Annotated in this window: 11 protein-coding genes; 6 read left to right on the forward strand and 5 right to left on the reverse strand. The window is 67.0% G+C overall.

Features of this window, described 5'->3' with window-relative positions:
• Positions 1-358 precede the first annotated feature (358 nt).
• Positions 359-1,027, forward strand: a complete 669-nt coding sequence (locus OXQ33_RS16420; protein ID WP_267435751.1) for an HPP family protein — start codon at positions 359-361, stop codon at positions 1,025-1,027.
• Positions 1,028-1,140: 113 nt separating this feature from the next.
• On the opposite strand, the gene OXQ33_RS16425 is transcribed toward OXQ33_RS16420, so the two are convergent.
• The gene (locus OXQ33_RS16425) at positions 1,141-3,468 is read right to left on the reverse strand and encodes a TonB-dependent receptor (RefSeq protein WP_267435752.1); all 2,328 of its coding nucleotides are present in this window, start codon (positions 3,466-3,468) and stop codon (positions 1,141-1,143) included.
• Positions 3,469-3,678: 210 nt separating this feature from the next.
• Here OXQ33_RS16425 and OXQ33_RS16430 point away from each other — a divergent pair, with 210 nt between their 5' ends.
• From OXQ33_RS16430 to OXQ33_RS16440, 3 genes are all read left to right on the forward strand, one after another.
• On the forward strand, positions 3,679-5,121 hold the full coding sequence (locus OXQ33_RS16430; RefSeq protein ID WP_267435753.1) for a TIGR00366 family protein: 1,443 nt from the start codon (positions 3,679-3,681) through the stop codon (positions 5,119-5,121).
• Positions 5,122-5,303: 182 nt separating this feature from the next.
• Positions 5,304-5,948, forward strand: coding sequence for a DUF47 family protein (locus OXQ33_RS16435; protein ID WP_267435754.1), 645 nt, complete (start codon positions 5,304-5,306; stop codon positions 5,946-5,948).
• Between the two features lie 10 nt (positions 5,949-5,958).
• Positions 5,959-6,972, forward strand: a complete 1,014-nt coding sequence (locus OXQ33_RS16440) for an inorganic phosphate transporter (RefSeq protein WP_267435755.1) — start codon at positions 5,959-5,961, stop codon at positions 6,970-6,972.
• A gap of 237 nt (positions 6,973-7,209) precedes the next feature.
• Here OXQ33_RS16440 and OXQ33_RS16445 read toward each other — a convergent pair whose 3' ends face one another.
• The 4 genes from OXQ33_RS16445 to OXQ33_RS16460 all read right to left on the reverse strand — a co-directional run bounded on the left by OXQ33_RS16445 (position 7,210) and on the right by OXQ33_RS16460 (position 13,708).
• The gene (locus tag OXQ33_RS16445) at positions 7,210-8,631 is read right to left on the reverse strand and encodes an efflux transporter outer membrane subunit (RefSeq protein WP_267435756.1); all 1,422 of its coding nucleotides are present in this window, start codon (positions 8,629-8,631) and stop codon (positions 7,210-7,212) included.
• A complete protein-coding gene (locus tag OXQ33_RS16450; RefSeq protein WP_267435757.1) occupies positions 8,628-11,822 on the reverse strand; it encodes a CusA/CzcA family heavy metal efflux RND transporter in 3,195 nt (1,064 codons plus the stop codon). The genes OXQ33_RS16445 and OXQ33_RS16450 overlap by 4 nt, the downstream gene beginning before the upstream one ends.
• Positions 11,822-13,084 carry an efflux RND transporter periplasmic adaptor subunit gene (locus tag OXQ33_RS16455; RefSeq protein ID WP_267435758.1) on the reverse strand — a complete coding sequence of 421 codons (1,263 nt, stop codon included), beginning with the start codon at positions 13,082-13,084 and terminating at the stop codon, positions 11,822-11,824. Before OXQ33_RS16455 ends, OXQ33_RS16450 begins: the two co-directional genes overlap by 1 nt.
• A gap of 456 nt (positions 13,085-13,540) precedes the next feature.
• The gene (locus OXQ33_RS16460) at positions 13,541-13,708 is read right to left on the reverse strand and encodes a hypothetical protein (protein WP_267435759.1); all 168 of its coding nucleotides are present in this window, start codon (positions 13,706-13,708) and stop codon (positions 13,541-13,543) included.
• Between the two features lie 123 nt (positions 13,709-13,831).
• Between OXQ33_RS16460 and OXQ33_RS16465 the strand changes: the two genes are divergently transcribed.
• Positions 13,832-14,467 carry a YoaK family protein gene (locus OXQ33_RS16465; protein ID WP_267435760.1) on the forward strand — a complete coding sequence of 212 codons (636 nt, stop codon included), beginning with the start codon at positions 13,832-13,834 and terminating at the stop codon, positions 14,465-14,467.
• A gap of 112 nt (positions 14,468-14,579) precedes the next feature.
• Positions 14,580-16,097: a CoA-acylating methylmalonate-semialdehyde dehydrogenase gene (locus OXQ33_RS16470; protein ID WP_267435761.1), complete on the forward strand. Its 1,518-nt coding sequence runs from the start codon at positions 14,580-14,582 to the stop codon at positions 16,095-16,097.
• Positions 16,098-16,150: the final 53 nt, after the last annotated feature.

Genomic DNA, 16,150 nt, shown 5'->3' on the forward strand with positions numbered 1-16,150 from the left:
TGTCGGGAGGGGGGCATAGGGCCAATCGACATTCACTCATTCCTCCCCTTGTAGGGGAGGTGGCAGGCCGTCAGGCCTGACGGAGGGGTGTCGCGCTCTCGATACGGGGACACCCCTCCACCATGCTGCGCATGGTCCCCAGTGGCAGGTCGATCATGCCCCCAGCATGATCTGGATTGCCTGGGAGGCAATCCACCTGCCACTCCTTACAGGGGAGGAATGATGACCCTTCCGCTTGAATGTCGATCCGGCCTAAGGCCAAGTTCCTCTGTCAGGGTCCGAAGCCGTTGCCGCTGGCGATAAGCTAAGCCGTTGATTAATCGCGACCATTCCTCCCCTCCCAACCCCCAAAGCCACCATGCGCCTCTTCCAACCTCTGCTCGCCGGAGCCACCTTGCCTGGCCGCCTCATCGCCTGTGTCGGCGCGTTGATCGGCATCGCGCTGACCATCATCGTATGCAGCGGACTGCCGCCGCTCGGCCCCGACCTGCCGATCATCGTCGCGCCGCTGGGGGCGTCCGCCGTGCTGGTCTTCGCGGTACCCGCCAGTCCGCTGGCCCAACCCTGGTCGGTGGTCGGCGGCAATGTCCTGTCGACATTGGTCGGGGTGGCGATGTTCCAGGCCATCCCCTCGCTGCCGCTGGCGGCGGGGTGCGCGGTTGGGGGCGCGATCCTGGTCATGTCGTTGGCGCGCTGCCTGCACCCGCCGGGTGGCGCGGCGGCGCTGACGGCGGTGATCGGCAGCCAGGGGATCCATGCGGCGGGCTTCGCCTTCGCCTTTGCGCCGGTGGCGATCAACTCGATCGCTCTGGTGGCGCTGGGCATGTTCTTCCACCGCGCGACCGGGCGCAGCTATCCGCACGAACCGGCGGTGATCCCGCCCACGCCTGTCGCCCTGATCCAGCCCGAGGATGTCGACGCCGCGCTGGAGGAGATGCACGAAAGCTTCGACATCGCGCGCGAGGATCTGGACACGCTGCTCGCGCATGCCGAGCGTCATGCGCGGGCCAGGGCTGGGGGCGGGTGAGGGGCGTGGCCTTCGACTTCGCTCAGGCTGAACGGAACTTGGGATAGCGGCATAAGAAAAGGCCCGCCCCTCACGTCGAGGGACGGGCCTTTCCCATCAACCGGTCATGCCGATCAGCGATACTTGCCGCTGAACGAAATGCCGATGATGCGCGGTTCGTTGAACACCGCCGCCATATAGTTCTCGATCACGCCCTTCAGGTTCTTCTCGTTCGTGATGTTGCGGGCGAAGACCGACAGGCTCCAGTCGTCGTTCGGCGCCGAATAGCCGATGCTCAGGCCGCCCTCGAAATTGCCGTTCGAGGTGAACTCCTTGGTCCGGTACAGGACGAAGTTCGTATAACCCTGGATATTCCAGTCGGTCGAAATGAACGCCTTGCCCTGGTTCGCCAGCGGGATGTCGTACTTGGCCGCGACGTTGACGTTATATTCCGGCGCATTGGGCAGCGGGTTGCCGTTGATCTGCGCGAAATAGGCATTGGCGCCGAACACCGTGCGGGTGACGAACGGGTCGAGCACGGTGCATACCTGCACCCCGTTCAGGCCGCAGGTCTGGGCGAACACACGATTGTCGCGGATTTCCGAGTGCAGCAGGCTGACGCCCGCCGACAGCGCCAAGTTGCGCACCGGCAGCCACTGCGCATCGGCTTCCAGGCCGTAGGCGACCGCCTTGTCGGCGTTGAACAGCACGCCGTTGCCGTCCGAGTCGTTGCCGTTCAGCTGGATGCCCTTCACGCGATAGGCGAAGGCGGCGGCGTTCAGGCGCAGCGTGTTGTCGAACAGCTTCGACTTGAAGCCGGTCTCGAACGACAGGTTGGTTTCCGAATTGGCGGTGGTGAAGTCCGAGTTGAACACCGCCGAGCGACCCTGGATGGTCGGGCCACGGAAGCCCTGCGCGGCGCGGACATAGACGTTCAGGTTCGGGTTGACCTCGTAGAGCGCCGACAGGTCCCAGCTCGGCTGGGTGTCCGACAGGCGCACGTCGCGGCGACCACGATAGGTCGAGACACCGGCGGCGCTGTCGGCGGTACGCAGCAACTGGGTCCGCTTGGTGTCCTCGCTGATGCGGCCACCGGCGGTCAGGGTCAGGCGATCGGTCGCCTGATAGCTGACCTGGCCGAACACGCCCCACGAGGTGTTGACGTCGTGCAGGCGGACCCAGTTGTTCGGGTTCGCCCCGATCAGGAAGGCGCGCTGGTAGAAGTCGGTGATGTCGCGGCTGTCGAAATAGATGCCGCCGACCTGCCACTTGAACGGGCCGCTGCCGGTCGAGGCCAGGCGGACTTCCTGCGTCCACTGGTCGAGACCGCGCACCTGGCCCTGACTGAGGCCATAGCCGTTGGGAACGCCGTTCACCGGGAAGTTCGCCGCCGCGCCGCCATCGGTGTCGCCCTTGCTGAAGCCAGCGGTGGTCTCATAGGCGGTGATCGAGGTCAGCTCGGCCGCGCCCAGATCCCAGGCGGCGCGCAGCGAGGCGCCTTGCGTATCGTAGGACTGCGGGTTGTCACGGCCTTCGTCCAGCGCGACGCGGTCGCGCGGCTCGGCGGAGACGTCGTTCGACCCCTTCTTCAGCGCACCGCGATGGAACAGGGTCGAGGTGCCGTCATACCAGCGGGCATGGCCCGACAGGTTGAACGACAGCGTGTCGGTCGGGGTCAGGAGCAACTGGAGGCGGACGTCGCGCTCGGTGAAGCCACCCATCGCGTCCTTCTTCGGGGTCAGCGTGCCGTCGGCGCTGGGGCCCGAGTAGACGTTATCGACCCAGTTGTCGCGGTGCTGCACCAGCGCCGACAGGCGGAAGGCTAGCACGTCGCGGATCAGCGGGCCGCCGACACCGGCGTCCATGCTGATCGTGTTGTAGCTGCCGATCGAGGCGGTCGCGCGGCTCTGGAAGCTCTGGGTCGGCTTGATCGTGTCGAACTTGATGATGCCCGCAGTCGTGTTGCGACCGAACAGCGAGCCCTGCGGCCCGCGCAGCACTTCGACCTGGTCGACGTCGAACACCGGGTTCGACTTCAGCACGACATGCTCCAGCACGACATCGTCCTGGATGATCGACACGGGCTGCGACGCGCCGAGATAGAAGTCGATATTGCCCAAGCCGCGAATGTAGAAGCGCGGGAAGATGCGGCCCGTGGTGGTTTCCGCATAGAGGCCGGGGACGCGGCCCGACAGGGCAAGGATATCCTCGCCGCCCTGCTGGAAGGCGCGGATGTCCTGGCCGCTGACCACGCCGACCGACACCGGCACGCGGTTCAGATTTTCCGAGCGACGCTCGGCTGTGACGGTGATTTCGCCGAGACCTTCCTGCGGAGCGGCCTGATCCCCGGTCGCGGCGGTCGTGCCCGCGCCCTGATCGGCGGTCTGTGCGATGGCCGGTACGGCCGCCAGCGTTCCCCACGCAGCGCCCAGCAGCGCCGCGGTCTTGATAACCGACTTCATACTATTCCCCAGCTCCGGCGGGCGGTTACGTGCCGTCCGCCGCTTCGATTCTCCCGGTGGGGGAGCGGTTAGGGGCGCATTATGGCGCTCGCGTGACAGAGGTGATGCACCAAAGGCACAATCGATCGGGAAAGTTGCCGCTATGGGAAGGGTCGCGCATGATGCTCCGCACCGGATGCGCGATCGTCCGACGGCAAATATGGGGGCAGGATGATCGAGGATCGAACGGCGGACGGCGGCACGACCGCCCGTGACGGCGCGCTGGCCCGGCTGGCGCTGCGCTTCACCGCCTGGGCGGAGCGATGGTTTCCCGACGCCTTCGTCTTCGTCGCCATCGCGGTGGTCGTCGTCGCGCTGGCGGCGCTCGCCAATGGCGCGTCGGTACCCGCGGTGACCAAGAGCTTCGGCGATGGCTTCTGGACACTGATCCCCTTCACCATGCAGATGGCCTTCGTGACGATCGGCGGCTATGTCGTCGCCACCTCCGCCCCCGTCCAGCGGCTGATCGACTGGCTGGCGGAGCGCCCGCGCAGCGCACGGGGGGCGATCGGGATGATCGCGCTGGCCACCATGATATCGTCGCTGCTGAGCTGGGGTTTGAGCCTGATCTTCGGCGGGCTGCTGGCGCGGGCCTGTGCGCGGCGGACCGAACTTCGCATGGATTACCGCGCGGCGGGGGCGGCGGCCTATCTGGGGCTGGGCGCGACCTGGGCGATGGGGCTGTCCTCCTCGGCGGCGCAGCTTCAGGCCAACCCGGCCAGCCTGCCGCCCTCGCTCCTGCCCATCACCGGGGTCATTCCGTTCAGCGAGACGATCTTCCTGTGGCAGTCGATGCTGATCGCGGGCGTGCTGATCGTGATCTCGACGGTCATCGCCATCGCCTCCGCGCCCCGTGGTGACGGCGCGGTGACGGCGCAGGACATGGGGCTCGACCCGGCGCGCGAGGGGGACGGGCTGCCCCCGCCCGGACAACCGGGCGAGTGGCTGGAGCATGCGCCGCTGCTCACCATCCTGATCGGCCTGCTGGCGGCGGGATGGCTGGTGCAGGAGTTTGTGCGGCAGGACTGGATGGTCGCCATCTCCAATCTCAACACCTATAATTTCCTGTTCCTGATGGCGGGGCTGGTGCTGCACTGGCGGCCCAAGCGCTTCCTGATCGCGCTGGGTCGCGCGGTTCCGGCGACGGCGGGCATATTGATCCAATATCCCTTCTACGCCGCGATCGCCGCGATGCTGACGGGGGCGAAGAACGGCGCGGGCGTCGGGGTCGCGGACCAGATCGCCCACGCCTTCGTCGCGCTCAACACGGCGGGCAGCTTTCCGCTGACCATGGGGGCCTATTCGGCGATCCTCGGATTCTTCATCCCCTCGGGCGGCGGCAAATGGCTGCTGGAGGCGCCCTATGTCATGCAGGCCGCGAACGAACTGCATGTCCATCTGGGCTGGGCGGTGCAGATCTACAACGCGGCGGAGGCGCTGCCCAACCTGATCAACCCGTTCTGGATGCTGCCGCTGCTCGGCATATTGGGCCTGAAGGCGCGCGACATCGTGGGGTTCAGCTTCCTGCAACTGATCGTCCATCTGCCGGTCGTGCTGGGCCTGCTCTGGGCGCTGTCCTTCACATTGCCCTATCATCCGCCCGTCCTGCCGTGACCCGAATGTCACATTGGTGTAACAGCGTTTTGCTTGACGGAGGGGCCGCGACTGGTCAGGGGGGCGACGTTCGTGCCATCCTGGGTTCATGACCTTTTCCGGTCCGGCGTTTCGCCGTGGCCCGGTCGGTCATGCGCCGAAAGCGCGCGACGTAACGGATCACTATCGGGGTTTACCGACTGATGTTCGCCTGGTTCCAACGCCTCCTGCCGAAGACGGGGAATTTCTTCGAGCTGTTCGAGGCGCAAGCCGCCACCATCCTGGCGGGGGCCGAAGCCACCGTCCGCCTGTTCGACACGAACGGCAACACCGCCGACGAGATCGCGGTCGTCGCCGCGCGCGAGCATGACGCCGACGAGATCACACGTCAGGTGCTGACCTCGGTCCGCTCGACCTTCCTGACGCCCTTCGATCGCGCGGCGATCACCTCGCTGATCGGGTCGATGGACGACACGATCGACGAGATGAACGCGGCGGCCACCGCGATCGGCCTCTATCGCGTGACGAACTTCGCGCCCGAAATGCGCGAGATGGCGGCGGTCGCGGTCGAGGCGGCCAAGCTGACCGTCGAGGCGATGCCGCTGATGCGCGACGTCGCGCGCAACGGCGACCGCCTGCACGCGCTGACCGAGGAACTGGTCCGGCTGGAAGGCCGCGCCGACGAGATCCATGCGGCGGGCCTGAAGCGCACGCTGGACGAATGCGGCGAGCGCGACACGCTGCGCTTCGTCATCGAAAAGGAAGTGTACAAGCATCTGGAGCGCATCCTCGACGCGTTCGAGGATGTCGCCGACGAGATCGACGGCATCGTCATCGATCACGCCTGAGGCGGCGGCAATGCACGAACTCGCCTTTCCGTTGCTGGCCGGCCTGATCCTGGTCGCGCTGGCCTTCGATTATCTCAATGGGCTGCACGATGCGGCCAATTCGATCGCCACGGTGGTCGCGACCCGGCTGTTGTCGCCGGTCGCCGCCGTGGGCTTTGCCGCCTTCTTCAACTTCGCGGCCTATTTCCTGACCGTCGCCTTTCCGAGCCTGCACAAGGTCGCGGAGACCGTCGGCAAGGGGCTGATCGACCAGAGCATCGTGACCCCCGCCGTCATCTTCGGCGCGCTGGGCGGGGCGATGGCGTGGAACGTCATCACGTGGCTGCGCGGTATTCCCTCGTCGAGCAGCCATGCGCTGGTCGGCGGGCTGGTCGGTGCAGGCGTCGCCCATGCGGGTATGGATGCGGTGAAGTGGGCCGGGCTCAACAAGACGCTGCTCGCCATCGTCCTGTCGCCGATGCTGGGCATGGTCCTGGCGATGCTGGTCATGATGCTGAGCAGCTGGGCTCTGCGCCGGTCGACGGCGGGGCAGGCGGAGCGCAGTTTCCGCGCGATGCACCTCGTCTCCTCGGCGGCCTATTCGCTCAGCCACGGCCTGAACGACGCGCAGAAGACGATGGGGATCATCACCGTCCTCCTCTATTCGACCGGTCGCCTGTCGGGCCCGTTCGAGGTGCCGCACTGGGTCGCCATCGCCTGTTACTTCGCCATCGCGCTGGGGACGATGACCGGCGGCTGGCGGATCATCGAGACGATGGGCACCCGCATCACCAAGCTGTCGCAGCATCAGGGATTCAGCGCCTCGACGGCGGGCTCGATCGTGATCTTCTGCGCCTCGGCCCTGGGGATTCCGGTGTCGACCACCCACACCATCACCGGCTCGATCATCGGCGCGGGCGTGGCGCGCCGCGCGTCGGCGGTGCGCTGGGGTGTGGCGGGCAATGTGGTGATCGCCTGGATCATCACCATCCCGGCCTCCGCCGTGATGGGGGCTGGGTTCTACCTGCTGACCAAGCTGTTCTGATGAAGGGGAGGGCGGAGGGCTCTCCCCCTTTTCTGCTCCTCCCCGGTACGGGGAGGTGGCAGGCCGCAGGCCTGACGGAGGGGGGCTTCCACACAGGCTATCCCTTTGCGGAGACCCCCCCTCCACCATGCTGCGCATGGTCCCCCTCCCCGTATCGGGGAGGATCGAGCTTGGCCGTCGACCTGGCTCAGGCTGAACGGAGGCTGGGGGAGAGCCATGCGGCCCACCCCCATCGTCTCACGACCCCGTAACCGGCCCCCCGGCGGCCTGGAACAGTGCCACCGTGTCGGTCATCCGCGCCGCCTTGGCCTGGATCAGCTGAGCCCGCGCCTGCGCATCCGTCGCGGTCGCGTTGAGCAGTTGCAACGTCCCCACATCGCCCAGCGCCAACTGCCGCCGCGCGAAGGTCAGCGCCTGGCCCGCCGCGTTGCTCGCCCGCTGCGCCGCGTCGAGTGCCTGCGCATCGGTGGACAGGCCGGTCAGCGAGTCCGCGACATTGCCGAACGCCTGGAGCACCGCCGCGCGATACTGCGCCTTGGCCCCCTCCAGCGCGGCCTCTGCCGCCTTTTGCTGGTGACGCAGCGCATTCGCGTGGAACAGCGGCTGGGTGATCCCGCCGAGCAGCGCCCAGAAGGGATTCCCGCTCTTGAACATGTCGCCGAAATTCTGCGCCGAGCCACCGGCATTGGCCGATAGCTGGATGCTGGGCAGGCGCGCGGCGATGGCGGCCCCGACATCGGCCCCGGCTCCCTGCAATTGGGCCTCGGCGGCCAGCACGTCGGGCCGGCGATGGACCAGTTCCGACGGCACGATCGCGGGCAATTCGGCCGGCAGGGTCAGTTGCGCCAGCTCGGGCAGCGGCGGCAGGGGCGATCCTGCGGCGCGCCCGATCAGCGTCGCGATCACGGTCCGCTGTGCTGCCTCTGCTCGGACCAGCGGGGGCAGGGCGCCCTCGGCGGTGGCGAGTGCGGCCTGTTGCGTCGACACGTCCGACGCGCCGACCGCACCGAGCCGCTGACGCTGTTGCAGCGCACCCAATATGTCGCGGTTGACCTGCACGGCGGTCTGCGCGGCGGCGATCTGTTCGGCTAGGCTCGCCCGCTCGATCAGGGCGGTTACGAGGTTCGCCGCCACCGTCATCCGCGCCGCGTCGAGCTGATGTCGCTCCATCTCGGCGCGGGCGACGGCGGAGCGGACCTGCGCCCGGTTCCCGCCGAACGCATCGACGTCATAGGAGACGCTGACCTGCGCGGTGTGCAGCGTGTAGAGCTGCTGGTTCTGGTTGGCGACCGCCGGGGACAGGGCGTTGGACACCCGTGTCCGCTGGACATTGTAGTTCAGCCCGCCCTGCGGAAACAGCAGCGAGCCGCGCGTCGCCCGCGCCTGTTCCTGCGCCTGACGTAGCGAGGCTTCGGCGACGCCCACGTCGTTATTGTGGGCTAGCGCTTCGGCCACCAACGCGTCGAGTTGCGCATTGCCGAAGGCGTGCCACCATTCGGGCGCGGCGGTCGCCGACACGGTCTGCGCCGGGCCGGTCGCGGGTGCGATCACCGGCGCGGGCGCCATGGGCGGCAGGCTGGCATGGGCGTCCAGGTCATGCGGGCCGACCGCACAGGCCGAAACGCACGCCAGCAGCGGCAGGGTCAGGAAACGCTTCATGCCGGAACCCCAGAATCGGAGATAGTGGTATCGTCCTGGTCGTCGACCATCGGATCATGCTTCTTCTTGCGCTGCGACAGCGGCAGGCGCGTCGAATAGCGGCTGATCAGCACCGGCAGGACCAGCAGGATCAGCACCGGGGCCAGCGTCATGCCGCCAACCACGACCAGGGCGAGCGGCTTCTGCACTTGGCTGCCGATGCCGTGCGACAGGGCGGCGGGCAGCAGGCCGATGGCGGCGACCAGACAGGTCATGACCACCGGGCGCAGGCTGTTCTTGACGGTGGTGGCCAGCGCATTCTCGCGCGGCGCACCCTCGTCGATCGCGTTGTTGAAGGTGGTGACGACCAGGATGCCGTCCATCACCGCGATGCCGAACAGCGCCACGAACCCGATCGCCGCCGAGATGCTGAACGCCGTGCCAGTCAGGGCCAGCGCCAGCACGCCGCCCACGATCGCCATCGGGATCGCGGAGAAGGCGAGCAGGCTGTCACGCATCGAGCCGAAATTGGCGTAGAGCAGCAGCAGGATGAGCACGAGGCTGATCGGTACCACGATCTCCAGCCGGGCGATCGCGTTCTTCAGGTTATCCAGCTCGCCCGCCCATTCCAGGTGATAGCCCGGCGGCAGGTGGACATTCTGGTTGATCCGCGCCCGCGCCTCCTCGACCGCGCCGCCCAGGTCGCGGCCGCGCACCGAGAATTTGATCGGCACGTAACGCTCCTGATGCTCGCGATAGATGAACGAGGCGCCGCTGGTCAGCTTGACGTTGGCGACCTCGGACAGCGGCACCTGGATGGTCCCGTTGCCGTCGGGCGAAGGCGCGCCGATGGTGATGTTGCGCACCGATTCCAGCGAGTCGCGCTGGGTCGGCTGCAACCGCACGATGATCGGGAAGTGGCGGTCGGTACCGGGTTCGTACAGGTCGGCGGACGACTGGCCACCGATGGCGGCCGCCACCGTCTGGTTGATGTCGTCGGGCGTCAGGCCGTAGCGGGCGGCCTTGGCGCGGTCGACGTCGATCCGGACGGTCGGCTGGCCGAGAATCTCGAACACGCCGAGATCCTCGATGCCCTTCACCTTGGCCATCTGCGCCTTGATCTGGTTGGCCAGCTTTTCCAGCGTGACCAGATCGGGGCCGAACAGCTTGATCGAATTGGCGCCCTTCACGCCCGAGGCGGCTTCCTCGACGTTATCTTCGATGATCTGCGAGAAGGAGAAGTCGACGCCGGGGTACTTCTTGCCCAGCTTGGTCGACAGCTCGTCAATCAGCTTTTCCTTGGTCATGCCGCTCGGCCAGGTGTCGAAGGGCTTCAAGGGCACGAAGAACTCGACGTTGAAGAAGCCGGTCGCGTCGGTGCCGTCGTCCGGGCGGCCATGCGCGGAGAGGACCGCCGTGGTCTCCGGATAGCTGGCGATGATCTTGCGCACGTCGTTCGTCACCTTCTCGCCCGCCTCCAGGCTGATCGAGGAGGGGAGGGTGGCGCGGATGTACATGTTGCCTTCTTCGAGGTGCGGCAGGAACTCGATGCCGAGCGAGCGCACGCCGACCACGGCCAGGCCCATCATCAGGACCGCGCCACCGATCGTCACGATCTTGTTGCGCAAGGCGAAGGAGGCGGCCGGTTCATAGACGCGGCGAAGCTTGCCGACGATGAAGGTCTCGGTCTCGGCCAGCTTGTCCGGCAGCAGCAGCGTCGATAGCACCGGCGCGACGGTGAAGGTCGCTAGCAGGCCGCCGCTGATGGCATAGGCATAGGTCTTGGCCATCGGGCCGAAGATATGGCCCTCCACCCCGGTCAGGGTGAACAGCGGCAGGAAGCTGGCGATGATGATCGCGGCGGCGAAGAAGATGCCGCGGCTGACCTCCGACGACGCCCCCAGCACCGCGCCGAAGCGGCTGGCCATGGTATAACGGCCCTGGCCATTCTCCACCGCCGCCGAGCGGTCGACCATGTGGCGGAAGATATTCTCCACCATGATGACACAGGCATCGACGACGAGGCCGAAGTCCAGCGCACCGACCGACAGCAGGTTCGCACTCTCCCCCTGCAACACCAGGATCAGGATCGCGAAGGCCAGCGCGAAGGGGATGGTCGCCGCCACGATGATCGCCGAGCGCAGATTGCCGAGGAACAGCCATTGCAGCGCGAAGATCAGCAGGATGCCCACCACCATGTTTTCCATGACGGTGTGGATGGTCAGGTTGATCAGGTCGGAACGGTCATAGATCCGCTCCAGATGGACGCCGGGGGGCAGCACGCCGCTGTCGTTGATGTTGGCGACCTCGGCCTGGACGGCCTTGATCGTCGGCATCGACTGGGCGCCGCGCTGCATCAGGACGATGCCCTGCACGATGTCGTCGTCGTTGTTATAACCGGCGATGCCCATGCGCGGCGCGTTGCCGATCTTGACGGTCGCCACGTCCTTGATGAGCACCGGCGCGCCGCCCGCTTCGCCGACCAGCACGTTCTGGATGGCGTCGGGCGACTGGATCAGGCCGATGCCGCGCACGATCGCGGCCTGTTCGCCGAAGTTGATCGTCTGGCCGCCGACATTGCCGTCGCTCTTGGACAGCGCCGCCAGCACCTGCGCCACGGTCACGCCGTGGGCGTTCAGCCGGTTCTGGTCGATCACCACGTCATAGGCGCGCAGCTTGCCGCCCCAGCCGGTCACGTCGATCACGCCCGGAATCCGCTTGAACCGGCGCTGGAGCACCCAGTCCTGTAGCGTCTTCAGGTCCATCACCGAATAGCCCTTGGGCGCGGCGATGCGGTAGCGATAGATTTCGCCCACCGGCGAGGTCGGCGACAGCGTCGGTTGCGCGCCACCGGCCAGCGGCGGCAGCTGCGACAGGCGGTTGATGACCTGCTGGCGCGCCTGTTCGTTGGTATAGTCGTAGGTGAACTGGATCTTGATGTCCGACAGGCCGAACAGGCTGATCGCGCGGATCGCGGTCAGGTGCGGGATGCCCGCCATCTGGACCTCGATCGGGATGGTGACGTTGCGCTCCATCTCCTCGGCCGACAGGCCTTGGGTCTGGGTGATGACCTCGACCATCGGGGGAACCGGATCGGGATAGGCCTCGATATTGAGGTTGATGAAGCCGATGACGCCAGCGACGATCATCGCGAAGAACAGGCCGACGATCAGCAGTCGCTGACGCAGCGCAAAGTCGACGATGCGGTTCATTATTCGCCGATCCCCGCTTCGTTGACGAACAGCGCGCCCGAGGTGACGATCCGCTCGCCCGGTTTCAGGCCGGAGGTGATGGTGACGAGGCCGTTCGCCGAGTCGCCGGTCGTCACGTCGCGCGCGACCAGCAGGCCGTCGGGGCGCATGATCCAGACGCGGGCATTGTCGCCTTCATGGATGACGGCGGCGGCGGGGACGCGGATCGCCTCGCCCGCATTCCGGTGGTGGATCGCGAAGCTGGCGAACATCTGCGGCTTCAGGGCCTTGTCGGGGTTGGGGATCGAGGCGCGGACCGGCAGGCGGTGGGTTTCGGGATCGAGCGCAGCGCCGACCAGATCGATTGTCGCATGGAAGACGCGGCCGGGCAAAGCGGGCGTCGTCACCTCGACGGGATCGCCGACGCGGACATTCTCGGCATCGCTCTCGGCCACCTGCGCGACCAGCCAGACGCGCGAGGGGTCGGTGATCGTCATCACCGGCTTGTCGCCGCCCTGCGAGACATATTGCCCCGGCGCGACATCGCGCGACGCGACGACGCCGCTGATCGGCGCGACCAGCGTGGTGATGTCGTGAATGCCCGAGCCCTGGCCCGCATTCTCCAGCCGGTTGATCTCGGCTTGCGACTTGCCGAGGATCGCCAGCTTGTCGCGCGCCGCGCCCAGCGAGGCGGCGGCGGTGCGCGCGGTCGCCTGCGCGGCGGCGAGGTCGGCCTTGGCCTGCTGATAATCCTTCAGCGCGCCGCCGGCGGTCTCATAGATTTGCTGCTGGCGGTCGGCGTTGCGCTGCGCCGCGACCAGCTGCGCCTGTGCGTTCTGGTATGCCGCGCGGGCCGAGAAGAGCCCCGAGCGGGCATCGACGAAGTCGCTGGTCTTGATCAGCAGCAGCGGCTGGCCCTGGCGCACCACCTGGCCCGCATCGGCGAGCACCCGCACGACCTGCCCCGCATAGGGCATCAGCACGGGGGTGGAGCGGGTTCCGTCCACCGTGATCGCGCCGGTCGCCATCGTCTGGTCCCCAGAAGCGCCGAGCCCGACGCGCATCGTCGGCATCGCATCCAGCTGATCCCTGGACAGGCGCAGCGTGCCCGGCGGCGGCGGGGGCGGCGGCACCTCTTCCTTGTGGGTCAGCTTGCCGATGACCGTGATCAGGATCAGCGCGCCGATCAGCACGACGGCGGCGATCCCGACCCAGCGCCATTGCTGGCCGGAGGAGAGTCGACGGGTTTCGGGAAGCGTTTCGTCGGCAGGGTTGGCGTGCATCGGCTTCTTTCGGCGCGAGAGGCTGGAATATTGGCGCCGGGCGATAGGGGTTGTGCCCTGACGCACCCCTTACGGAAATCTTACGAGACGTTCATGTGGCGCTCGGCGGGACTTCCGCGTCCGGGTGCCGGGCCAGTGATATCAGAGTGCGGAACGGTGCCGTCCGACCGCACGGAGCGATGACCGCGCTGTCATCGGCCGGGAACCAAAGCCGCCATTCGTCGTTGAAAACAAACGTTTCAACAGGAGGGGGTCATCATGGCCAGTCATATGCCGCCGCCACGGATTTCCGATCTTCCCCGGGAAGAAAGGCTGGATGCTCTGTATCGCCGGTTCGCCGATGATCGGGCACGCTATATGGCGATGAGAACGCGCCGTCCCGGCCTGCTCCACCGATTGCTGCACTTGATCTGATGTCATCGTGAGCCCGGCGCGGACGGGCTCACCTTGATGGCGTCAGCGTGGCAGCGGCTGCCGCTCGGTTATGATCTTCTGCGGGCGCACCGCCTTTGGCCGCAGACGGCGTTTCAGGCGCATGTCGCTATGGCCGATCGCCAGGGACAGGATCGCCAGCGACGAAAGCGCCGATATGGTCAGCCATATTTCCACGAGCGCCCCGGCCATGCTCTCTCCTCAAGCTGGAGCCGCCCTAACGCGGCGGCGGGGAATCCGATCCGGTGCCGCTTCGATTTTGCCGGATGATAACGGCAGTGGCGGCAAGGGCTCCGGCTGCTATGACATGATGCCATGATCCGATCCGACCGACGCTTCTGGCCCCTGGCGACCGGTCTGGCGTTGCTGGCCGGTTATGTCGATGCGATCGGCTTTCAGCATCTGGGCGGCTATTTCGTCTCGTTCATGAGCGGCAACGGCACGATGCTGGCGGTGCATCTGGTGTCGCCGGACGGGCGGATGCGGGGGACGGTGGAAATCCTCGCCTTGCTGCTCGGCCTGTTCGTCGGGGGCGTGATGATCGGCACGCTGATCCGGCTTTGGCTTTCCCGTCATGGGCAGGTCGTCGTCCTGCTGCTGGTCGCGGGCCTGTTGGCGGTGGCGGCCTTCCTTGGCGGATGGGCGGCGCTGGCGATGGTCGTGGCGATGGGGGCGCTCAACGCGACCTTCGAGCGCGATGGCGAGGTAAGTATCGGGGTCACCTATATGACCGGCACGCTGGTCAAGATCGGCCAGCATCTGGCGCGGACGATCGCGGGACGAGGGCGTTGGAGCTGGGTCCCCTATCTGGCCCTGTGGGCCGGATTCCTGCTGGGCGCGGGGCTGGGCGCATGGCTGTTCCCGCTCTGGGGCATGACGGCGCTGGCGGCGGCGTCGGGCGCGGCGCTCTTGGGCGCGGGCGCCGCTTGGCGGCTGCAACGCGCGATCTGACGCAAGGCCGGGGGCCTTGGACGCTTTTGTACGGACGCGGCTTGGATTTCAATCGCGAGCAATATAATTACAAGCGAGAGAGTCGGGCATCAGACCCGGGACAGGAGAGTTTATGCGCGTGATCGACCATCTGGTTGTCGGCGGACCGACCGCGACCGACGCCACCGCCACTCGGCCCGAGGGGCGTTCGGGCGACGTCTTCGATCCCAATAGCGGCCAGGTGCAGGCCCGGGTGATGCTGGGCGATGCCGCCGTGCTGGAACGCGCCGTCGCCGCCGCGCAAGCCGCGCAACCCGGCTGGGCCGCGACCAATCCGCAGCGCCGGGCGCGCGTGCTGTTCCGCTTCAAGGAACTGGTCGAGCAGAATATGGACGCGCTGGCGCATCTGCTCTCCTCGGAACATGGCAAGGTGATCGCCGACGCGAAGGGCGACATCCAGCGCGGGCTGGAGGTGATCGAATTCGCCTGCGGCATCCCCCATGCGCTGAAGGGCGAATATACCCAAGGCGCGGGGCCGGGCATCGACGTCTATTCGATGCGTATGCCCGTCGGCATCGGCGCGGGCATCACCCCGTTCAATTTCCCCGCGATGATCCCGATGTGGATGTTCGGCGTCGCCATCGCCTGTGGCAACGCCTTCATCCTGAAGCCCTCCGAGCGCGATCCCTCGGTGCCGGTGCGGCTCGCCGAATTGATGCTTGAGGCGGGTGCCCCCGAGGGCATCCTGCAAGTCGTGCATGGCGACAAGGCGATGGTCGACGCGATCCTCGACCATCCGGCGATCGGTGCGGTCAGCTTCGTCGGCTCGTCCGACATCGCCCATTATGTCTACAGCCGAGGCGTCGCGGCGGGCAAGCGCGTCCAGGCGATGGGCGGCGCGAAGAACCACGGCATCGTCATGCCCGACGCCGACCTCGACCAGGTGGTCGCCGACCTGTCGGGCGCGGCCTTCGGCTCGGCGGGCGAGCGGTGCATGGCGCTGCCGGTCGTGGTGCCGGTGGGCGAGAAGACGGCGGATGCGCTGCGCGAGAAGCTGATCCCGGCCATCGACGCGTTGCGGGTCGGCGTGTCGACCGATGAACAGGCGCATTACGGGCCGGTGGTCAACGCCGCGCACAAGCGGCGGGTCGAGGACTGGATCCAGACCGGCGTCGACGAGGGGGCCGAGCTGGTCGTCGACGGGCGCGGCTTCCAGCTTCAGGGTTATGAGGAGGGCTTCTTCATCGGCCCGTCGCTGTTCGACCGGGTGACGCCGCAGATGCAGAGCTACAAGGAGGAAATCTTCGGCCCCGTTCTCCAGATCGTCCGCGCGCCCGATTTCGAGACGGCGGTGCGCCTGCCGAGCGAGCATCAGTACGGCAACGGCGTCGCCATCTTCACCCGCAACGGCCACGCGGCGCGCGAGTTCGCAGGCCGGGTCGAGGTGGGCATGGTCGGCATCAACGTGCCGATCCCGGTGCCGGTCGCGTACCATAGCTTCGGCGGCTGGAAGCGTTCGGCCTTCGGCGACGTGAACCAGCACGGCATGGAGGGTGTCCGCTTCTGGACCAAGGTGAAGACGGTGACGCAGCGCTGGCCGGATGGCTCGCCCGATGGCGGTAACGCCTTTGTGATCCCGACAATGGCGTAACTGCACGCCCCTCCCGCAAGCGGGAGGGGATGGGGAGGGCAGGGAGTCTCACC

The sequence above is a fragment of the Sphingomonas sp. GM_Shp_1 genome, assembly GCF_026540895.1.
Taxonomy (GTDB): domain Bacteria; phylum Pseudomonadota; class Alphaproteobacteria; order Sphingomonadales; family Sphingomonadaceae; genus Sphingomonas.

What these genes read in the sequence shown, in the direction of transcription:
- OXQ33_RS16420 (WP_267435751.1), top strand. Translation starts at nt 359, where the DNA reads ATGCGCCTCTTCCAACCTCTGCTCGCCGGAGCCACCTTGCCTGGCCGC.
- OXQ33_RS16425 (WP_267435752.1), bottom strand. Translation starts at nt 3,468, where the DNA reads ATGAAGTCGGTTATCAAGACCGCGGCGCTGCTGGGCGCTGCGTGGGGA.
- OXQ33_RS16430 (WP_267435753.1), top strand. Translation starts at nt 3,679, where the DNA reads ATGATCGAGGATCGAACGGCGGACGGCGGCACGACCGCCCGTGACGGC.
- OXQ33_RS16435 (WP_267435754.1), top strand. Translation starts at nt 5,304, where the DNA reads ATGTTCGCCTGGTTCCAACGCCTCCTGCCGAAGACGGGGAATTTCTTC.
- OXQ33_RS16440 (WP_267435755.1), top strand. Translation starts at nt 5,959, where the DNA reads ATGCACGAACTCGCCTTTCCGTTGCTGGCCGGCCTGATCCTGGTCGCG.
- OXQ33_RS16445 (WP_267435756.1), bottom strand. Translation starts at nt 8,631, where the DNA reads ATGAAGCGTTTCCTGACCCTGCCGCTGCTGGCGTGCGTTTCGGCCTGT.
- OXQ33_RS16450 (WP_267435757.1), bottom strand. Translation starts at nt 11,822, where the DNA reads ATGAACCGCATCGTCGACTTTGCGCTGCGTCAGCGACTGCTGATCGTC.
- OXQ33_RS16455 (WP_267435758.1), bottom strand. Translation starts at nt 13,084, where the DNA reads ATGCACGCCAACCCTGCCGACGAAACGCTTCCCGAAACCCGTCGACTC.
- OXQ33_RS16460 (WP_267435759.1), bottom strand. Translation starts at nt 13,708, where the DNA reads ATGGCCGGGGCGCTCGTGGAAATATGGCTGACCATATCGGCGCTTTCG.
- OXQ33_RS16465 (WP_267435760.1), top strand. Translation starts at nt 13,832, where the DNA reads ATGATCCGATCCGACCGACGCTTCTGGCCCCTGGCGACCGGTCTGGCG.
- OXQ33_RS16470 (WP_267435761.1), top strand. Translation starts at nt 14,580, where the DNA reads ATGCGCGTGATCGACCATCTGGTTGTCGGCGGACCGACCGCGACCGAC.